The 21,088-nt window shown below is 45.4% G+C and carries 7 protein-coding genes; all 7 read left to right on the top strand.

Annotated elements, in window-relative coordinates:
- Positions 1 to 83 precede the first annotated feature (83 nt).
- The 7 genes from H171_RS11200 (at position 84) to H171_RS11165 (ending at position 20,803) form a co-directional block, all read left to right on the top strand.
- Entirely contained in the window at positions 84 to 875 is a 792-nt protein-coding gene (locus tag H171_RS11200) for a hypothetical protein (protein ID WP_100305217.1), read from the top strand.
- A 1-nt stretch (position 876) separates the two neighbouring features.
- Positions 877 to 13,485, top strand: coding sequence for a right-handed parallel beta-helix repeat-containing protein (locus H171_RS11195; protein WP_100305216.1), 12,609 nt, complete (start codon positions 877 to 879; stop codon positions 13,483 to 13,485).
- 26 nt (positions 13,486 to 13,511) lie between these two features.
- The gene (locus H171_RS11190; RefSeq protein ID WP_100305215.1) at positions 13,512 to 14,117 is read left to right on the top strand and encodes a hypothetical protein; all 606 of its coding nucleotides are present in this window, start codon (positions 13,512 to 13,514) and stop codon (positions 14,115 to 14,117) included.
- Between the two features lie 9 nt (positions 14,118 to 14,126).
- Positions 14,127 to 14,909 carry a class B sortase gene (gene srtB / locus H171_RS11185; protein WP_100305214.1) on the top strand — a complete coding sequence of 261 codons (783 nt, stop codon included), beginning with the start codon at positions 14,127 to 14,129 and terminating at the stop codon, positions 14,907 to 14,909.
- Positions 14,899 to 15,798 carry a peptidylprolyl isomerase gene (locus tag H171_RS11180; protein ID WP_100305213.1) on the top strand — a complete coding sequence of 300 codons (900 nt, stop codon included), beginning with the start codon at positions 14,899 to 14,901 and terminating at the stop codon, positions 15,796 to 15,798. The genes srtB and H171_RS11180 overlap by 11 nt, the downstream gene beginning before the upstream one ends.
- Positions 15,799 to 15,814: 16 nt before the next feature.
- Positions 15,815 to 16,282, top strand: a complete 468-nt coding sequence (locus H171_RS11175) for a hypothetical protein (RefSeq protein ID WP_100305212.1) — start codon at positions 15,815 to 15,817, stop codon at positions 16,280 to 16,282.
- A gap of 198 nt (positions 16,283 to 16,480) precedes the next feature.
- Positions 16,481 to 20,803: an InlB B-repeat-containing protein gene (locus tag H171_RS11165; protein ID WP_166433610.1), complete on the top strand. Its 4,323-nt coding sequence runs from the start codon at positions 16,481 to 16,483 to the stop codon at positions 20,801 to 20,803.
- Positions 20,804 to 21,088 lie beyond the last annotated feature (285 nt).

Raw genomic sequence — 21,088 nt, 5'->3', positions numbered from 1 at the left:
TAAATCGAACGGCTGCAATGGATACGGCTGGCTGCCGTGAACCCTACCCATAAATACATGGTAGTAGAATGGAGGTGGATATTATGGGAAAAAAGAGATTCTTTTTATCATGGCTGATATGTAACCTGTTGTTTCTGTTTGTCTGTTTTCCTGCCTGGGCGGATGAAAATAGTCTGGGAAAAGGAACAGTGCCAAAAAGAAATGGGCGGACCGATATTGTGGCAGGTGTGGTTGTTGATTATATGGGAAAATTACGTTTTCAGGTCTTAGACAGAGACAGTAATAATCCAATTGCAGGTGTGTCAGTGGAAATTTTCATCCCGAGTCTGAACCGTTATGTTTTGTTTGGTTTAACGGATAGTGACGGTATTTATGAGTTGGATGTGGCATATAACATGGTCTCTTCTGTACCGGACAGTGACCAGTTCATTAAGAACGATGAGAACTATACGTTTCATGGTACGTTAGTGTATCTAAACGATAATAATATTCAGTACCGGGTTTATAAAGCCGGATGGCTTCCTTACCCCCGCAACGGAAGCTATATATTAAAGGGGGATAAGGTACCGGAGACGATTACCATAACATTGTATCAGAAGAAGAATGGCGAAGATGGCGATGATAACGTAACCGTACATGACAAAACGGTTCCGGGGGGAAGCTTTCCCGAAGGCCCGCCTTTAGATGAGCTCCCATCAGATATTCCGCCTCCATTGGGCCAGGGGGGAGGTGCCGGAGGAATTCCTAAGACCGGAGTGGAAGGAGCTCTTATTTATTGGGCATATGGCTTAATATTCTTTCTGCTTGCAGGAGGAGCAATCTGGAAATTGTCAAAGTTGGATAATGAGAGCAAAGAAACGAAAAGGAGAGATTAGAATGACACAATTCAAAAGATTTGCAGCGTTCCTTTTGTGCTTCCTTATGATCTTTCCCACTCAGGAACTTATGATTCTGGCAGAAACCACATCAATGGAATATGAACGGATAGAGGAAATGCCATCTTCAGATATAACTGAAGATGGAGCAGACCCCATGGAGGAGACTCAGGCGCCAGAACCGGTTGAAGATGAAACAGACCGCGTAGAGGAAACTCTGCCGTCAGGACCAATGGAAGATGGAACAGACCGCATTGAGGAAACTCTGCCATTAGAACCAATGGAAGATGGAACAGACCGTATTGAGGAAACTCTGCCATTAGAACCAGTTGAAGATGGAACAGACCGTATTGAAGAAACATTGCCATTAGAACCTATTGAGGGTGGAGGAGGCCGCATTAAGGAAACTCTGCCGTTAGAACCTTTGGATGATGATGGATATGCAATTTATTGGAATCCGGGTGGTCAGCTGCCTGCAGAACTGGCAACCGCTTCGAATGCCACAGCAACCGCGTCCAATGCAACTCCATCCAGGGCAAAAATGGGGAAAGATACTGCCAATGGGCTGAGTCCTGCAAAGCCTGTAAAAACTCTTGCAAAGGCAATTGAGCGTACAAAGGAGCTGATGGAGAAAGAAGGACTGGATTCTTCGGATATTACGATTTATGCAATGAATCCGATGGAGGTAGCAGACGGGGAACTGTATGTGCTGAATGCAGGAAATATCCGCATAGCTTCCTGGCCGGAACGTCCTTATGAAAGTGATGCGTTGTTTTATGTAAATGGCGGACAATTAACATTGATGAATGCTTTGCTTGAAGCAGAAGATCCGGCTTATGAACCTGATGAGACAGAGCTGGTTTATGTTCGGGGCGGTGTCCTTCAAATGGGACAGAATGTCAATATTAATGGCTGTGTTGTAATGGATTACCGCAGTGAGCTGGAAGATATAGAGTGGAAAGAAGATACTGCATCTCCTTCCAATGCTGTAGATACGGATCATACGGCAGCAGTAGAAAATGAACGAATTGAGAAAACACTTCCGCTGCAACCGCTGGCTTCAACCGTCAGTCAAGCAAAAGAGACAGGAAAAACATCCTTTCATATTGATGATTATAGTTTAGATACCGATGAAGAGAATGTTGAACTGATGGTAGATAAGATGTCCGTCAGTACCTGGAGAGATCCAATGATAGAGTTGATGGAAGGATTTGACGGTGGCGGCGGCGAATATCTTCTGGAAGTAAAAGATGATGGCAAGGCAGAATCACAGGAACTGGTGACAACTCTTTATGCGGATGATGCAACTGAGGATGAGTTTTTAGGCTATTTTACGTTGGCAGGATCTGATAACTGGAACCTGCAGGTAGAGACTACGGCAGCAGCTCAGTTAAGAGATACTGGTTCAGAAAATAACATCATGTCCCGGTCCTTTCCCTTTGAAGAAGATACTTTGACCAGTAAGATTCTGATTGCAAGCCGTTCTTTAGGTGAAGCAAAAGTTATTTACTGGAATCCGGGTGCTGCTATGACCATCGATGGGGAGAGTTATCCGGCAGGCGATGATGTATTGTATGATGGATCAAACCCGCGTGCTCCGCTTAAAACCTGGAGAGCTGCTGCCGAGGAAGCTAAGAAGTCCAATGGTATTGTTGTAGCCATGCGATCCCTGAATTTGGGGGATGAAAACGCCGGTCAATATCTGGAGCAGCTTCCGGGCGGAGAGTTTTACCTGGCTTCAGCCGAAGCGTCCCTGATAACTCCTCTTGGCACATGGAATTCTACCGCACAGCCGGCTATCATCGTACCGGAAAACAAGGCTTTGATAGTAGAAAATCTTTACCTTGGCGGAATGTATGATAATAGCGGTAATGAGACCGAGGCTCAGACGATCCTGGTAAATGAGGGAGATCTTATTATCGAAAAGAATGTAAGGACAGAAGAAAAGGGATACATTCAGATAAATGCTTTTCTTGATTTAGCGAATCATCCGGTACAGGTATGCAGTGTAGATTCCATCCATGATGGTGATTTAAGAATTTTCTTTGGCGGTATTAATAAGAACGTAGCTTACCGGTATGTAGACGTAGTGATACCTGGCGGAGATCTGAAATCATCAATCACCGATGATGCAGATCCGATTGCAAAAGCAGATTCCGTGGGCCAGGCGCTGCTTGGCCGGATGAAGCTGCACAGTACCAACCGGTCTGTGGCAAATGGCGGTCTTTCAAGTATTGACTGGTCACTGCGGCAGGATACGGTTGAGGATGACAGTATTGTAAATGCTCAGAATATTGAACTTTATGCAGTTTATTACTTCGATGGTATTTATATTGACGGTGTCGATGGCGATGACAGAAATTACGGTGCATCCTGCGATTATCCGGTGAAAACCTGGGCCAGAGCAAGAGCGATCTGGCAGGATGAAATGGCCAAGAGTCTGCAGGCCAGACAAGATGCATCTGGTATGGCATTAGATAAAATAGAGGCTGACTATCCGATGCCGGAAGTAATTTATATCTGTAATACTGTGACCGTTGACACTGCCAGTGAACCGGAATGGGAGCTGGAAACCCGTTATGACTATGCGAAAGGTACTGATGTCAAGACAGAAGTCGTATCTCATATTGATAAAATAGCAAGTCAGGGAGAGGGAAACACTGTACCGCGTCATGAAGTTCCAAAGAACTTAATCAAAATAACAGGAAGCGGTGTTTTAAGCATACGTAACGTATTTATCCGTAATATGGTGGATGATACTGACAGTGTGACGATTAAGGTAGAGGCGGGGGGAACTCTGAATTTAAGGGGGGAGACTACCCTGAACGGAACACGGCTGAAGAGTACCGGTTTTGATCAGAAGGATCTCACCCTGGGTAACCACATAACGGTTACCGGAGGCAGCCGCTTTGTAATGGAACCGGACTGGACTGGTTCGATTGAGAACCGGGAGCAGGGGGTGGTGGCTGCCGGAAGCAGTACCACAGTTGAGATGAACAATGGCTTTATTCAGAAGAACAACTCTTACCGTGCGGATTATTATACTGCCGGAATCACCACTCATAAGGCCGGAGGCGGTGTGGTTTTAAGTGACGGCGCCCGGTTTACCATGAATGGCGGTACCATTACTGGAAACCAGACTTATCAATATGGCGCCGGTGTTTATCTTGTGGATGCAGGGACCTCCTTTATTATGAATAAGGGAAAGATCACAGGTAACAGCATACTGACTTATCAAATTTCAGGCACAAACAGCACCGTTCTGTTTTCAAAAGGGGTCGGTATATTTGCGGATACCGGTACAATCGTAAACATCGGTGATGGGGACGGGGAACAGGAAGATACGGTAATCAGTAACAATAAATCATATTTTGCTTATGGTACCGGTATTTATACGAATGGAAGCCTGAATATTGATCATGCGGCCATATCTGATAATGAAGCCGGCGGAGTATACAAAAGTTATACGAATGTTAATTTAGGAGTCGGAATTTATGTGGGGGCTGATGGTAAGCTTGCGATGAATTCCGGGTTAGTGAATGGGAACCATGGTGCATTTACGACCTATGGTTACGTAAAAGGTGTAGGTATCTATATTGACGCTGGTACAAACAGTCATACAATCACCGGAAGTTCAATAACTGCGAATCAAACGGGATATGAATACTTTACTGACTCTGATGTGTACAATTATAACCAGGGCGGCGGTATATATCTTGCCGGCGGCAATACCCTTACGATAACAGATACAACGGTTTCAAATAACAGAGCCGGACGCGGCGGAGGAATCTATGCATACGGAAGCTCCGGAAAGGATATTGCTTTAACCTTAAAAGAATCCATTATAGAGGAAAATGAAGCGAGATCATCTCGTGCCAGCAGCTATGGAGATACCGGAGGTATTTACTTCTATGGATATGGGACTCTTACTCTGGAAGATGGAACTAAGATTGTTAATAACTCTGCAACAGTGAGTACCGGCGGACTTTACATAGGTGGTGCTTCTGTTACGTCTGCCCATACTTATATGATGGCGACCACTCCGGGAGCAATTGAAATCAGCGGAAATAAAATTACCAATACAGGAAGCTACGGTACTTATGGCGGCGGGATCACTCATAGCGGCGGCAGCTGGCATGCTGAGAATGTATGGATCAGCAACAATGAGGCGGTTACACAGGGCGGAGGTATCTATTCTTCCAGCTCAACCTCTTACTCTTATTTCAGGAACATGATGATCTCTGACAATCGGGCGGGGGATGGCGCTGCACTTGCAATTAACAGCGGACGTTATTATATGAAGGATTCTTCCATTACAGACAATACTGCAACCAATAGGGGCGGTGGTATTTACACGTCAAGTACCAGTGCTTATGTGTATCTGTCAGAATCGGAAGACGGAAAATTTGAAATAAAGGATAACTATGCGGACTATGGAGGCGGGATTGCTATTACAACTGGTTACTCATTTATGATGGATATTTCCGGCCCGATCCAGAACAGTGCGGCTGTACAGGGAAGCAACTTCTATTTGAGCGGTTATGCATACATTGATATTTTCAAAGGACATTTTAAGCAGCCGGTTCCATCAAAACAGGTGGAGGGCGTATACAATATCTATATTGACGATACATCAACCAGTACCTACAGTAAGAATTTTGATTTCAGTAAGGTGACCGCTGATAAGAAAGAAGGGGCCGATCCCGATGTTATCTTTTTAAATTCAGGAAGCTCTTTCCTGACAGAACTTGCAGCGCCGTCAGATGATAATGCGGCTTATGGTGCCTTTCCAATTGATTTAAACAAAGAAGTGTTTCAGTCCGGCAGTGTAGTACTGAAACCATTAGGAAATGCTGTTACCCGGGCAATGATGGAACCTAATGCTGATCTATCCGGGTCGGTTCAGGTAAACCGGCCATATCCCGCATTGTTGAGTGCAATGGGCAATTTAGATCATTTTCGTGGTGGTGAGCTGCCAAGAAGAAGCGTACTGGGAGGTTTTCGAGATGCAGTTTACCCCACCAGAACGAATGTCATTATTGTTGGCCAGGGCGTGTATTTAGCCGGATTTAAAAGTGATGGAACCGGAGGAAATGACAGCAATGGGGGTACTTCGCCGGCTGATGCGGTTGCAACGTTTGATAAAGCAAAAGAAGTTTTACAAAAAAGGATTAACGAGACTGCTCTACATGAAAGTACCCTTCCGGAGGAAGAAAGGGAAGGCTTTGCACCATTTATATACATTTGCGGTCAGGTGGATATTAATGCCAATGAATCCTGGGAGCTTAATTATGAGGATCCGCTGTATACGGATGTAAATGAATATTATGCGATAGCGGAAGTACGTAACGGGACCCAGGTATATGAGCCGCAGGTACGACGGTTTGCCTCCTTTGTGCGGCAGCCAATGATTAAAGTAGGTAATGGCAGCAATGCAGTGTCATTTACAACCGGAAGGCTGATAATTGATGGTATGGCGGATACCGTCGTTCTTGCTGATCAGAGTTCCTACAGCCCGGTGATCTATGGTTCTGCAGGTACTTTAGTGACCCTGACCGGAGATTCGATGATCAGGAATAATTACTACAGCGCACTGGACATTTATGGTGAAGTAACACTCAGCGGTGAAAATGGTGAAGTGAACAAGCAGCTGTATAATAACCAGTCACAGTATACGGTCCGGTTGTATGGTTCAGCCAAAATGTCGATGCTGGGAGAGGCAAAGATTATCACAGATAATACGGTTGAAAAGGTTACCAGCTTTTCCGGCTATGCGATATGGATGGGGGGAGCGAATGTCTCCGTATCTATGGAAGGAAACAGTGCTATTATGCAGGGACCAGGGTCCACGCTGCTGAATAGCTATCTTATTTATTCCACTTATGCTAATACCTCCGTACAGATGAAGGGGAATGCAAGGTTAGAAGTCGGCAATGCCGTGAGCGGCGTTATCTATTTTTCCGGCAGTGATTCATCGGTTGATATGACAGAAGATGCCAGCATTGCAACGATGGGGGGTGCGAATTGGCAATATGGCATTTACGGATGTGCCAATTTTTCCCTTACGATGTCAGACCGGGCCAACATTACCTATGGAGGGTATCGCAGCACCACTACCTATGGTGTTTATCTGTCCCCCACAAGTACGACAACGGCATCGGTAAAGATGCAGGATCATGCGGCAATTATACTTGATGGTACGGCCACAGGTACATCCTATTGGTTTTATGGAATCTTAGTAAACAACGGAATATCGCCGAAGATTGAATTGTTAAATAATTCAAGAATTACTGGTAATCCGAATATTATAAGTCTTACTTGTGGGATTATTACAAACAGTTCTAGTGCAAAAGATGTAAGGATTTTGCTGAATATGGAAGCTGACGGATCCGAAGAAGAATCCGCCTCGATTACGGATATGAGCCATGGCATTTATCTGGGGGCTGCAGAAAACAGCACTGTTTCAATGGGAAAGAAAGCTCTGATTACTGGCGGGACAGACGGAATCTATTTGACGGGACGCAGCAGCGCTACATCAACAGCTAATATTCTGATGAAAGATTACAGCAGGATATACAAAACTACCTATGGTATTTACTTTTATCAGGTTAACAGCAGTCCAATTAATATTCGGATGGAAAACCATGCAGCGATCGAACAGAATAATATGGGGATCGCCGAAGCGACAGTGACCGGAAGTACTTCCTACGGGGCATCACAGGTGAATGTAGAAATGTTTGGTGACTCCAGAATATCCGGTAACTCCAGTTCAGGAATTCAATTGGTCCATACTCAGAGCAACTGGTCAGAAAGCACCGGGTACCAAAAGATCACGTTAAATGACAATGCAATGATCGGCGGCAGTAATTATTACAGCAGCACAGATGCTGCTTCCGGAAATCAGGGAGCCGGAATATATGCAAACGGTCCGGTTCAGGTGACAATGAACGGAACTGCAAAAATATCCGGAAATGGCACCACTGTTAATAATGGAAGCACAGCAAGTTCAGGAATTTACTTAACACGTTCAACAACTGCCTCCTATCACCGGGCCGGAACAGCAAGAATTACCTTAAATGATTTGGCTTCTATCTGTGATAACAAAGGCGGCGGTGTTTATGCAGCAACGATCGGCGACTCCACTACAAGCTATCACAATGAAGTCATCATTGAATTAAATGGAATGAAAGATGATGGAAGCTTTTCTACACCGTCTATTCAGGGAAATACAGATGCAGTCTATCTAGGGGCCGACGCAATCTTGCGGCTTAAGGGGGAAGCACTGGTGAAGATCAGTGACAGTCCTTATGCATCAAGCTCTTATGTGGCCCGGGCAATTGATAATTACGGATACATTGAGCTGGATGGAAGAAGTACGGTTGAGGGTCTGATTTATATGAACAACAGTATAAAACCGATTACCATGACCCATGCTGCGACCGGCCAGGCGCCAAAGTATAATTTGCATCTGGTTGAAGGCTTTGCCGGTAAGACAGTGGTTCAGCCTGATATGGTTGGTATTACGGATCTTACGGGTGCGGGAAGCCAGCTGGCATATTTCCATAAGACCAGTGCTGACGGAATGGCAGCCATGCGGCCGATCGTCGAGTTGTCACCAAACCTTGTGCTCCTGGGAGAAAATAATGTATATCTGTCAGGCAGCGGGAATGATGCCAACTCTGGCAACACTCCATCTACAGCGGTCAAAACCTTTAAACGTGCCAGAGAACTGCTGCGGGGAGGCGGTTATTATACGACCGGAGCGAATATCATTATCTGTACTTCAACCGTTAATGTACTGGCAGAAGATGATGACTGGTCATTTGATCCCGGCGGATTCGTAACGAATTCTTTAAGTGGGAATAGATGGCAGCCGCTGGTTACCCGTTATGAAGGGTATGGCGGTATCCTTATTACGCTGTACGATAGTACCAGTACGGTTTACGCCTCTACCGTTACGTTTAAAGATATCACAATAGACGGCGGCTCAGCCAATGGTATTGTATTGACAACAGCCCTGAATGATCAGCTGCTGATGATTGGCAGAGGAAGGACTGCTGTCCTTGGAGAAGGCGCAGTATTCCAGAACAACAAGGCAGTAACGACCACCTATAGCGATTACTCAGCATTGGGTGTGAAAGTTTATGGCGGTACTCTTGAAATGAACGGCGGAACCATTCGGAATATAGTAAGACAAACAAGCGGTACTTTCAGTAATTACTGGTTTGCCTCTGCGGCAATGGTTCAGGGGGTCAGTACTGCTTATCCGGGTAATTTGATTATGAAATCGGGGCAGATCATAAATAATGAACTAAATGCTCCAAATGCACAAGGTACCAGTGCCCGTATCGGAACGATTTATATACACAGCACTACTTCCGCTCCCAGTGGTATGGAGATGAGGGGCGGTCTGATCGAGAATAACAAGGTTGTTTCAAGAGATACAAATCCGGGAGCAGCAGGTGCGATTGTAAATTATGACGGTGCTGTGACGATCAGCGGCGGAATTATCCGTGGAAATGAAGGTGGATGCGGCAGTGCGATTTTCCATCAGGGCATTAACAGTACTTCCCAACTGATTTTCTCCGGCGGTCAGATCAGCAGTAATACGACAAATGCAACCGGGCAGCAGTCCATCAATAAATACTCGCCGATTTTTGTTATGCAGAAGGGCTTTGAACTGTGCGGAGGCGGAGCGGATATCAGTGACAGTATTTACTTATATCAAACCTTAAGTGCCATTAAAGTCAGCGACCATATTTACCAGACCGGACGTTCCTACCGTGTTTACTTAAATCAGGGAACCAGCTACTTTAGAAAAGGCAGTGTGGTCGTAGAGCCGGATGGCAATAAGGTAACAAATGTTGGTTCCTATCTCCCATATTTTGATGTACGGTCGAATCCGTATGTACTGGATCGGGGAAGAACCAGTAACCTTGCTGGAAATGTGAGCGGGGTAAAAGAAGAACAATGCTTAATTCTGATGAAGGCAGTTTATCTTGATTCGGTAAACGGGAAAGATACGAACACCGGATTAAAGCCGAGTCAGGCCGTAAAAAGCTTTACCAAAGCCAAGAGCGTGGGGGTATTAACGACTCACGGAACTACGGAACATTATGTGATTTACGTATGCGGCAAGGCGACTAATACAAGCAGTGAAAGTGTCTGGACATTACCGGAAACAGCCTATATGTGCCGTTATACCGGATTCCCGGTTTATGAAAGCGATGGCACTGAGACACCGGAGCTTGAGCGGGCATATTACGGTTATTTGATTCAGCCGGATTATAACCTGACATTTAAAGATATCCCGATTCAGGGACGCAGAAGTACAGACAGTACGGTAAGCAATGGTGACAGTCTGGTGAATATTCTTACCGGGATCAGTGTAACAGTAGAAAGCGGCGCAGTCTTTTTGAATAACAACAACAGCGGCAATTATATTGCCGAAGATGGGTTCGTGGATAACTTAAGTTCAAAAGGCGGTGCTTTCCAGGTAGCCGAACGAGGGATCCTTACAATCGATGGTGGCGAGATAAAAGGCAACAATGCAACGTATGGAAGTGCGATTTATCTCAATGCAAGTGAAAGTAACCCATCATCCTTCGGGCAGTTGCATCTGACTGGTTCGCCGGTTATATCCGGTAAAGTATATTTAAATGGTACAGCCAATGCTACTTCGGCGTATATACAGCCGGATGCTGCCTATGTTCCTTCATCAGCATTACAAGTCTCTGTCAGCAATGATTACAATGGCCGTCCATTGATCAGATATAAGGATGGTACCGTGCCAGGTGAGACAGAACTGAAATATTATTCATTTGATGATGCGATCAAGGCATTGTATGATATTGTGAACAACAGTTCCAATGCTTCCATTCTGGAATTGAGCCTGAGAAGGGTAATTTATCTGGATGGGCAGAATGGGTCAGATGACCTAGGTCATGATGGAACAACTCCGGATAAGGCGTTTAAGACTTTAAAGCGTACCTTTGAGGAGATTGGAAATCAGGCAGGAACCAATGGTGTTCTGATTTATATTGTAGATACTTTGGATATTACTGGCGGTACCAGTGAACCATCCGATATTCAGCTGATGAATATTAAGGTTTACAATAATGACGGAACCTCCCACTATGAAGGATACTATAAGGATTCGGATGACACTGTTAATATCCGTGGGCAGGTATATTTCAAACGGTATTCCCAGCCAAAAGGGTATGATGCTGATGATCCCGTTTATGATGGATACAGCAATGAAACATTGCTTGACAGTCTGTTCTATATCGGCAATGGCGGTAAACTGACTTTAAGCGGTATTTATCTGGATGGCCATTCTATCAGCAGTGACAGCATTAATCCAACCTTAGTTGCGCCGGCCGTAGTGGCTCAGTCCCCGCTGATTACCGTAAAAGGAAGCGGTGTGCTGCAATGTTACCGTGCGGAGGGTGTGAGCAATGGTGTTCCTACCGCAACGCTATTTATTAATAATTTCAATGAAAAAAATAAGAATGGACCGGAATACATCGTCGGCCACCTGAATGATTCTGATATTATGGAAGGCAGCAGCGCTGGTATTGAGCTGCTTGATGGAGGAACCTGTATTCTTGAGTATACGGAATTTTCCAATCTCGCATTAGGCGATCAAGTGATTTCAGGAGGTTCGGATGTATACAGCAATGGATACCTGCATTTCAGCCGTTATACGAACTTTGGCGGAAGTGTATTCCTGGAAGGATTCGGAACCAAAGAGGCTAACCATGATACCAGCCGTTATCTGACCGTAGATGTATATGGTACTCCAATACAAAATAATTTCCATGTTATGGTGAGAGATTCGTATATGGGCAGAGATATGGTTCATTATCAGGTTGGAATCAACGCAACAGCCAATGATGCCGGTTATTTCCTGCTGGAAGAGCGGGTAAAAGACTTCTTCTGTCTGTCAAACCGCAGCGGGTATCCGCATATCCTGGAGCTGCAGGTGCCGGTGGCCGTCTATATTGACGGTACAAACGGTATCGATGACCAGGGGGACCGGTTTGCCGGTTCGACTCCGAAGTTTCCTGTAAAAACGTTGGCAAGAGCTTTTGAGTTATTAAAGACCCGGGGTGGAAATACGATTTATGTCGTCGGTACCATTCAGGTAAACAGTGATATCCAGATGACGGGACAGTCTTATATTGGCACAGGCGGAGCCGTTATGCTTGGAAGTACCAATAAAATTAACATTGTCCGATATGTACAGCCGGATTTTGCAGTTCAGGATCCGGTGGCCGGAGCAGCGGCGGAATATGATGTGGAGGACTATACCGGTGTATTGCTGAATGTCAGGGATGGTGCAACCGCCCAGTTCAGTGCGAATGTATACTTTGACGGACACAGTGAACCGAAAACCAGTGTTGATCTTCCGATCGGTGCGGTGGTAAGCCGGAACGGTGAAGCAAAGGCACCTTTAATAACCGTTGAAAAAGGCGGAGCTTTGAGTCTTCTGTCGAATGTGACCCTTTATAATAATAACAATACATATGATCAGGAAAATGATCTTAATGGCCAGAATGGCGGTGCCATCTCAAACAGGGGCACGACAACGGTTGACGGTACTCTGTTTGAGAATAACAAGGCCGCAAAAGGGTCTGTGGCATATCAGGACGGAACCTTTACGATTGTTAGTGCTCCGGATAAACTGGCTGGTCATCAGAATACATTCTACTTAACCACTGTGAATACCGGAACGGCAGAAAATCCGGTCTGGGGAACTGATCATGTGATTCAGACGGCGGTGGAAATACCGGAGAATCAGATCTTTGAGATCGATATGGATCATGCGGTAAAAGGCAGAGATGTGGTACAGTTTACAAGCGGTTCGGCCTATAATCCGAATGCAGATGCGGAGCATGAGCATTTCCGTTTGGGAAGTACGGTACCGGAGAACTTATTCCTGGTAGAAGCTGAAGCCAACCCTTATGTTCTAGAATTACAGGATTGGGAAATCTTAAAAGTTGAAGTGCCGGCAGATATTTACTTAGTCGTGCGTCGGAGAGGATCTTATGATAGTACGAACAAATTAATGAGTGTTAATGATTCTTCAGCAGGTATGGATCTATTTACTGCACCGGAATATACGATTAAAAACAAGGGTATCTATGATGCGAAAGTATCGATTAGCGAATTTGAGAATAAGACGTTGGAGGCAGATATTACAACTGACCCGGCTTATTTGATGAATCTGACCGCCAGTGCGGCGGTAACAACAGCTGAGAATGATTTATACCTGGCCGTAAAAGGCCTGGATGATGCCATCGGCGGAACGGGATTTAATATCGCAGAGACCTCGTTACAGCCTTACGCAGAATCAATGGTTACTGCAGCACCGATTGTGCTCGGAACTTTGAAAACTCAGACCTCCGGTAACTTTACCTTTATTGGAGCCGTAGGTAATGGGTTTGTGGATAAGTATATGGATGCCTCCTTCCCAATTGAAGGATCTACCAAGGCTGAAGTACAAGAATATATGGACGGAACTTCTAACTCCGGTGTAATTAATGCCAGAGCAAAATATCTGTTAAAATATAAGGTAGAGATTGTTCCGCCCAGAAGGTCTCCTTAACACAGTCGAAAGAGAGGGTTTAAACGTTGGAAGAAATGAATGACACACAAATTACTCAAGAGAAAGTCTCGGAAAAAGACCCGGCATCTGGCGTTGTAAACAATAAAAAAGGAGGGGAGAAGGGCAAGAAAAAAGCCCTTCTTCTGATCCTGTTATTTCTTATTGTTGCTGGCGCAGCTGGTGGATATTGGTGGTATACACAGAATCAGGTAATGGATGCGACAACCAAATACTGGTTTGACAAGCTGGCTCAGGATGGTTCTTTGCAGGGGAAAACACCTACAGAAGTTCAGGGGATTCTTAACTCTGTTGTGGAAGAAGGCATGTTTAACGTATCAATTAATGCCAAAGCTATTTTTAATGATGGAAAAAGTGAAGGTTCTATTGGCCTGGAGAATATACCGGAAAACCGTTATTACTGCCGAGTCGTGATTCGCAGAGACGATACAAATGAAGTTCTGTATGAGAGTCAGGGTTTAAAACCGGGACAGTATATTGATAAGATAAAGTTAAAGAAAAACCTTCCGGCTGGAAACTATGATTGCACGGCTCAGGTTATTGCGACCGATCCGGAGTCTTTGGATGATATCGGGCAGGTTCAGGTAAAAATTCAGGTGAATGTACTAAATTAGGATATTAGGATGAAGAATAAACGATTATTATTTTTGGGACTGTTCTTATGTTTTGCAGGGGCTGTTTTTTGCGGCTGGAATTTTTATCAGGAGATGAAACCCAGGGTTCAGGCAGAGCAGGCATATGACCAGATAAGAGAAATGGCATTCCGTGAATCAGATGTTGTGATGAATGGTGATGAGGATCTTGCAGCTGTGGGTACACATACAAGGAAAAGGCCGGATTTTGAGACATTGCTGCAATGGAATTCAGATATTGCTGGATGGATCTGGTCACCGGAATCAGATATTGATTATCCGGTTGTTCAAGGGGCAGATAATGATTATTATCTGAATCATACTGCTGATGGTGTAAGTAGTATCATAGGCTCCATCTTTATGGATAGCCAGAACCAGAAAGAGTTTCAGGATGATGTGACCATTCTGTATGGTCATCACATCAGAGGAGGGCGGATGTTCTCCTCTCTTTCTGGTTATAAGACACAAAGCTATTATGAGGAGCATCCGGTACTGTATTTGTATACTCCGGATCAGGATTACCGGGTAGATTTATTTGCCGGAGAGATACTGGATGGCCAGAATGGAACATTTCCAATCATATTTGAACGTGCAGATGCGCGGGAGAGATGGCTGAAAAAGCTTTTGGTTTCTTCGACATTTAAAAGTCCGGTTGCAGTAGAAGAAAATGATCGAATATTGGCACTTTGTACATGCTCCTATGAATATAACAATGCCAGATATGTAGTATATGGAGTTTTAAGTGATATGGAGGAAGAACAGAATGAGAAATAAGTGTAAGATAATTCCACTGGTATGTTTGGCGGGCCTGACTGCTGTGCTGGTCACCGGATGCATAAAGAAACAGAGCTATGCAGAAGTATCTCCTGATATTGCAGACAGTTTTCCCATTCAGGCAGAACCGGCAGAAAATCCGCAGTTAGTAGAATCCGATGGACCTTACGCAATTCTCCATACTACAGCTGGAGATGTTACCATTTTGCTGTATCCGGAACAGGCCCCCAAGGCAGTAGAGAATTTTATCGGTTTAGCAAAAGAAGGATATTACAACGGCAGTCTGTTTTATTATGCAAAGCGTGGGGAGCTGACCCAAGGTGGAAAACCGGGAGATCCGGAAGCAGAGGAGAGAAGTCTGTGGGGGGAACCGTTTGAAGATGAGGTTGACAATGGGCTGTATCATTTTAAAGGTGCAATTGCAATGGCCGGAGACGGAGGCAATACCCGTAACAGTAATTTGAGCCAGTTTTATCTGCTTGTAAGAGAGGAAATCCCAGAAGATGACCGGATCATTCCAGCTAACTGCTATATGAATGATCTGATGAATCTGCGTCTGAAAGAATTAGAAGAGCTTAGCAAGGAAAAAGAACTGAGTAAAGAGGAAATTCAAACATTTGAGGACGATTTAAATAAAGAAATTCAGGCCATTGCATCCGAAGGCATACCAAGTGAATATGAGGCAAAGTATGCACCAGTCGCAGCGCAGTACCGTCAGGTAGGAGGTGCCTGGGGACTGGATTATGGTCATACGGTATTTGGTCAGATTTTAAAAGGGCTGAATGTAGCAGAAGCAATTACCCAGGTTAAGGTATCAGCCGAAGAACGAAAGCCAAAGAAAGATGTGGTGATTGAGAGCGTTGAAATTGTTGATAAAATCATTGAGTAAAAATAGGATGGCTATAATGGCTGGGCTGATAATTACCCTTGCTTCCATGCTCACCGCCTACTGCTTACAACGTGGCAGCAAGGAGAGCACTTATCAGTTCGCAGAGGATGCAAAGGATGGAGAATATGTACTCCCAACCCATGTCCCGGGCCAAAGTGAAGACCAGAAGGAGCCCTCTTATTTTGTGATCCAGGTGAATGTCGGCCCCACGGTATCAAGAGGCGGTAAACGCTGCAATCTGATGATTGGAAATCCGGCAGAGAATGAGCAGTATGTAAAGGTGAAATTAATTCTGGATGACACGGGGGAAAAATTGTTTTGTTCAGAAATACTGAAGCCGGGAGAGCGAAATGCTTATGTAGAACTGGAACGGGTACCAGAAGCGGGGGAGCATAACGCAACTGCTGTTTTCATGGTATATGATCCGGATAGTATGGAGCAGATGACTGAAATTGATGCGGGGGTTTTATTGACCGTAGAATAATGAGTGATAGGTGGAAAAGGGTGAGTAAGAGACATCGTAAGCTCTGGATTCTTCTCAGAGAGAAGTTGATTAATCATGAAAACAACGAGAAGGATCCGGAGGATAAGGAAGTCTATCACTTTTTACTGACTGAGATGGCCCAAATGGAAGCTAAACGGAATGGCCGCCGACTTATACAAGAAAAACGGAGGTAATTTAATGCTAAAAAGACGAAACATAAGACATTTTCTGGCAAAACTCTTGTTGATTATGATACTTCTCGGTAATATGGAGTCAGGTTATCTGGCAAATACCTGGGTGACATCAGCCCAGGTATTTGCCAGCGGTGTTCAGGTGCAGACACCATCTGACGCAGACAAACCAGACCCTGTGATGTCGTCTGATGATGTGACTCCAGACCGGCAGAACCGACTGTCAGAGAATTCTTATTTGCGAGAAAATCCCGAAGCAACACCTTCTATTGCAAGTCCCTCTGAATCTGGAATTGAGAAAGAAACGGTCAAGATCACGGCGGCGGACGTTGTTGTCTCACTGGGATCCAGCGGCTTCGACCTGCTGGATGGCGTGATTGCCAGGGATGAAGCTGAAGACGGTGATTCGATTCCGGTAAAAGTCCGAGACGACGGCGGCTTTGATATTAATACCGAAGGTATATATACGGTCGAATACGAGGCAGAGTCCGTTACGGAGACCAGGAATGTTACTGTATTTGCGTTTGATCCGCAGCCCGCCACGCTTGCGGAGGTGCAGGCCATGTTGGACGACTACGAAACTGAGTACCAGACGGCTATGGACGAGGGTGGCTTTCTATCTGCACTTGAGGTGCAAAAGCCGCGCTGGCAGTATGAAGTGGACAGCAGTCTCATGGCTTCCGGCTGGCGCTGTGATTATCTTGAGGACGAAACCTACGGCGTGACCTACTGGAGTTTCTTCCTGGCTCCAGCTGCAATGTCGGCTGAGGCAGCAGTGGGAAACTATACGGAATTTAAGGCGGCTTTCGACAATCCGGAAATAAGTGTTATTGTCCTGACGGCGGACATTGACTTCGGCAACGAATCCCATACACTGACAAGAAACCTGACGATTAAGAGTGATCTGAGTGCCGCTTCCACCTATATGATGCGCATAACAGCCGATAACCGCCATTTCATCGTAGACGGCTCAGGTGCAGTGCTGTCCTTAGAAAATGTGATAGTGGAAGGACGCAATCCCAGTAACAATTGGTATGGCGGTATTGTGGTGAAGAACGGCGCGGAGCTTAATGTGAAAGACTCCGCAATTCAAAGATGTATGACCAGTGGAAACCCTTCAAACGGAGGTGGCATCCATGCCAGCGGTAATAGTAAAGTCAATATTTTAGGAGGTTCTATTATTCGCTATAATTACGCATATTTTGGTGGGGGCGGCGGCGTTTACCTGGAGGATAGTACCATCAATGTAAGCGAAGATACTATGTTCATGTCTAACCGCGCTTACAGATCTTCTACTGTAAGCGGCGATGGCGGCGGTATCTATGCTGTCCGGAGTGAGGTTAATATCGGTGACAGCGTTGGGTTTACAAGTAATACCGCTGATGGGAACGGCGGCGGCCTATATGCCTATGATTGCACTACCACTATCGGCAATGGCAGCCTGGTGACCTTCACCGGAAACAAAGCCTCCTGGGGGAATGGAGGCGGTGGTATTTACCAGTATTATGGCACTTTGAATATCGGGGGCGGCACGGCGTTTTTGGGCAACACCACGGGGGCGCTCAGCGGCGCGGGCGTCTATGCTCGACGTACCGGCATGAACATTGAAGGTACAGATGGTAACCCCGTCGTATTTCGCGACGGCTTCGCCAATAGTTGCGGAGGTGCTATCTGTATCATTGAGGGAAATAGCGTTACAATCCAATATGCGGAATTCTATAATAATAAGGCAAACAATTTTGGCGGGGCGATTGATATCGACGGCTCTGCTGCCGCGAATACGGTCGAGATGGAAAACTGCATCTTCTCCGGCAATGTGTGCAATTCTACCGGTGGGGCGATTGCAATTGAGGTAAACACCAACGATGTAACGATCCGTGATACTGTGATCGACGGCAACGTCGCAGGTGGAGCGCCCCACAATACCGGTTACCGCTCTGCAAATGGAAATGGCGGTGGAATCTATTTTGAAAATGGTACGCTGACCATTGCAGATTCTGAAATTATCAACAACCAAAGTCCAAAACATGGCGGCGGTATTGGCGGTAATAATATGAGTAATCTTCTGAACAGCCTGGCTGTCACCAATACGGTGATGAATGGCAATATTGCTTCGGTGTTCTACAAGATGACCAATCAAACCTATATAGACTTGCATGCACAGCGGATCAACAACGGCTCCGATCCCAGCTACAAAGTCTATAGTTGGGGGAAAGACTGGGCCTACAACAATTTTGATATTCAGTATTCCGACACCGATATGGAGGCTATGGCCCTCACCGTTAAATTTGATTCCCGAGGAGGCAGTCCAACTCCCACCGATATCACGGGGGTCGTCTATAACGATGGTATTGAGGCGCCCGCAGAAACGCCTTCGAAAACTGGTTATACCTTCGCAGGATGGGAAAACGCCACAGGTGAATTGTGGACCTTTAAAACCGCTTCCAATCTCGGCGCACCTGTACGTAGTGACATGACGCTGTATGCCAGATGGGATAGATGCCTTGTAAGCTTTATTAGCGACGGTGTGGTAATAGATACTCAAACAGTTGCGACGGGCAACACGGTTTCGCCGACAACGGTAAATGTTTCGAAAGAAGGTCACACTTTCAACTACTGGGCGGATGAAAACGGCAAACGGTGGTTCTTTTCCACCAAGGTTACCCAGGACATGAATCTGTATGCGGTATGGGCACCTAACCCTTATACAGTTCTTTTCTTGAAAGAGAAGGGTGATATCAACAGCGTATATAATACTCAGATTGTGTTGTATGATAACTACTCATCCAACCCTGGAATTCCTGTGAAAACCGGCTACACCTTCGATGGTTGGCTAGATGAAACCGACAACTCATGGAACTTTTCTACCCAGATCAAGAGAGATACGGTTCTGCACGCCAAATGGAAGGCCATGGATCACACTGTGCGCTTTTATCTGGATGATACCATGCAGTCCGGTGTCCTGTATGACATTAAAACAGCAGCGTACAATACCACGCTGCAAAACAATATGCCGTCCATCCCGATACACGCAGGCCAATACTTCGGTGGGTGGATCCTTCCCGACGGAACCGTGTTTAATGAACTGACCAGGATTACAGGTGATATCGACGTGTATGCAGTTTGGTCCAATCAGTCTGTATTTGCGTTGGAAAACGTACAATATCTGGAATTCGCGGTAAGCGATAAGAATCCTTTTGTGGATCGCAGTGTAAGTTGGAGCAACTTTGAAACTATGTTGCAAGCCGCGGTTAAAAATGTCTCCACCGATATTCCAATTCCGGAAAGTTTTGTGATTACCAGTAGTGACTACAGTCAGGTGGATTATAACGAGATCACCCATCGTGGTGCGGAATATCTTGTTCATTTGACCGCTGTATGGGTGGACAGTACCGATGGGCAGACCAAAACTTGTACAGGTACCGTAAAAGTTTATGTTTATGATGCAGTCAGCCCTGTTATTGATGTGGCTATTCCCTCTTTTACAATAGACCGGAATGCGATTCACACTGACGTTGCTTCGCTGTTACAAATGGCCGGAGTAAGCGTAACCGACAATTATTATAGTCGTGACGGCATTACTTTGGACACGGTTTTCGCCAACGGATCGCTGGAGCTGATTCATCAACTGGTGCCGGGTACCTACCGGGTTGATTTGGGTGCCGTGGACGGAAGCGGAAATCGTGCAGTTGGAAAATTCTTTACTGTGACCATTATCCCTATCACATACACAGTAACTTATGACAGCAATGGCGGAAGTTTCGTTGACAGCCGGACTGTGAATTACGGTGAAACTGTTACTGCTCCGATCAACCCGACAAGAACAAGCTATACCTTCGGTGGTTGGTATAAAGATAACGAAACCTTCCTGAAAGCCTGGAACTTTGGCAGCGATATCGTGACTGAAAATATTACGCTTTATGCCAAGTGGAAAAACAACTCATCCGGTGGATCATCCGGCGGAGGTACGCCGAACATTCCGGCAATCCCCACCACTCCTGCGCCAACAGATCCGGAGATTCCGGCAGAGACAGAGGCACCGATAATAGCCCCTCCAACCGTACCACCAGGCCACAGCATAGTACCTAGAAATGAACGGGAATATGTTGAAATTGATGAAAATGGAATCCCAATTGGTACCTGGCGAATGAGTGATGATAATTCTACGTGGATTCCGGATGAATACATACTACCGGCAGGATTGCCCAAGACAGGAGATAACCGTTCAGAAGCTTGGATATTGCTACTTTTCTCATGTATAAGCTTTTGCGGAGTGTGTTTTTCAGGGCGAGCTGAAAGAAAGAAGTCTGGAAGGCAGAAAGATGAGTAAGATTATTGGGTATTCTGACTGATGGTATATTTCAAATTATGTGGTATGATTGCGACCACGAGATATGCCCATCGCATAAATGCACATGTAAAATTAATATAACTAAAAGCATGGGGCTGCCGCACTGAGTAATTAGTGCGCAGCTCCATTATTATGAAAAAAGAAATTGCCAGACTTCGAAAAAAGTGCTTTTATCAACTGAAATTGCAACTAAATATCGAATGCATAATTCCAGATAATGATTACGTGTGTCTAATAAGTCGATTCGTAGAGGAGATGGATATT

Source organism: [Clostridium] celerecrescens 18A (assembly GCF_002797975.1).
GTDB classification, from domain to species: Bacteria; Bacillota; Clostridia; order Lachnospirales; family Lachnospiraceae; genus Lacrimispora; species Lacrimispora celerecrescens.
The sequence above is the reverse complement of the archived record's forward strand: the minus strand, read 5'-3'. Positions and strand labels throughout refer to the sequence as shown.

Coding starts and splice junctions, on each gene's coding strand:
- H171_RS11200 (WP_100305217.1), top strand. CDS start 84: ATGGGAAAAAAGAGATTCTTTTTATCATGGCTGATATGTAACCTGTTG.
- H171_RS11195 (WP_100305216.1), top strand. CDS start 877: ATGACACAATTCAAAAGATTTGCAGCGTTCCTTTTGTGCTTCCTTATG.
- srtB (WP_100305214.1), top strand. CDS start 14,127: ATGAAGAATAAACGATTATTATTTTTGGGACTGTTCTTATGTTTTGCA.
- H171_RS11180 (WP_100305213.1), top strand. CDS start 14,899: ATGAGAAATAAGTGTAAGATAATTCCACTGGTATGTTTGGCGGGCCTG.
- H171_RS11175 (WP_100305212.1), top strand. CDS start 15,815: ATGGCTGGGCTGATAATTACCCTTGCTTCCATGCTCACCGCCTACTGC.
- H171_RS11165 (WP_166433610.1), top strand. CDS start 16,481: ATGCTAAAAAGACGAAACATAAGACATTTTCTGGCAAAACTCTTGTTG.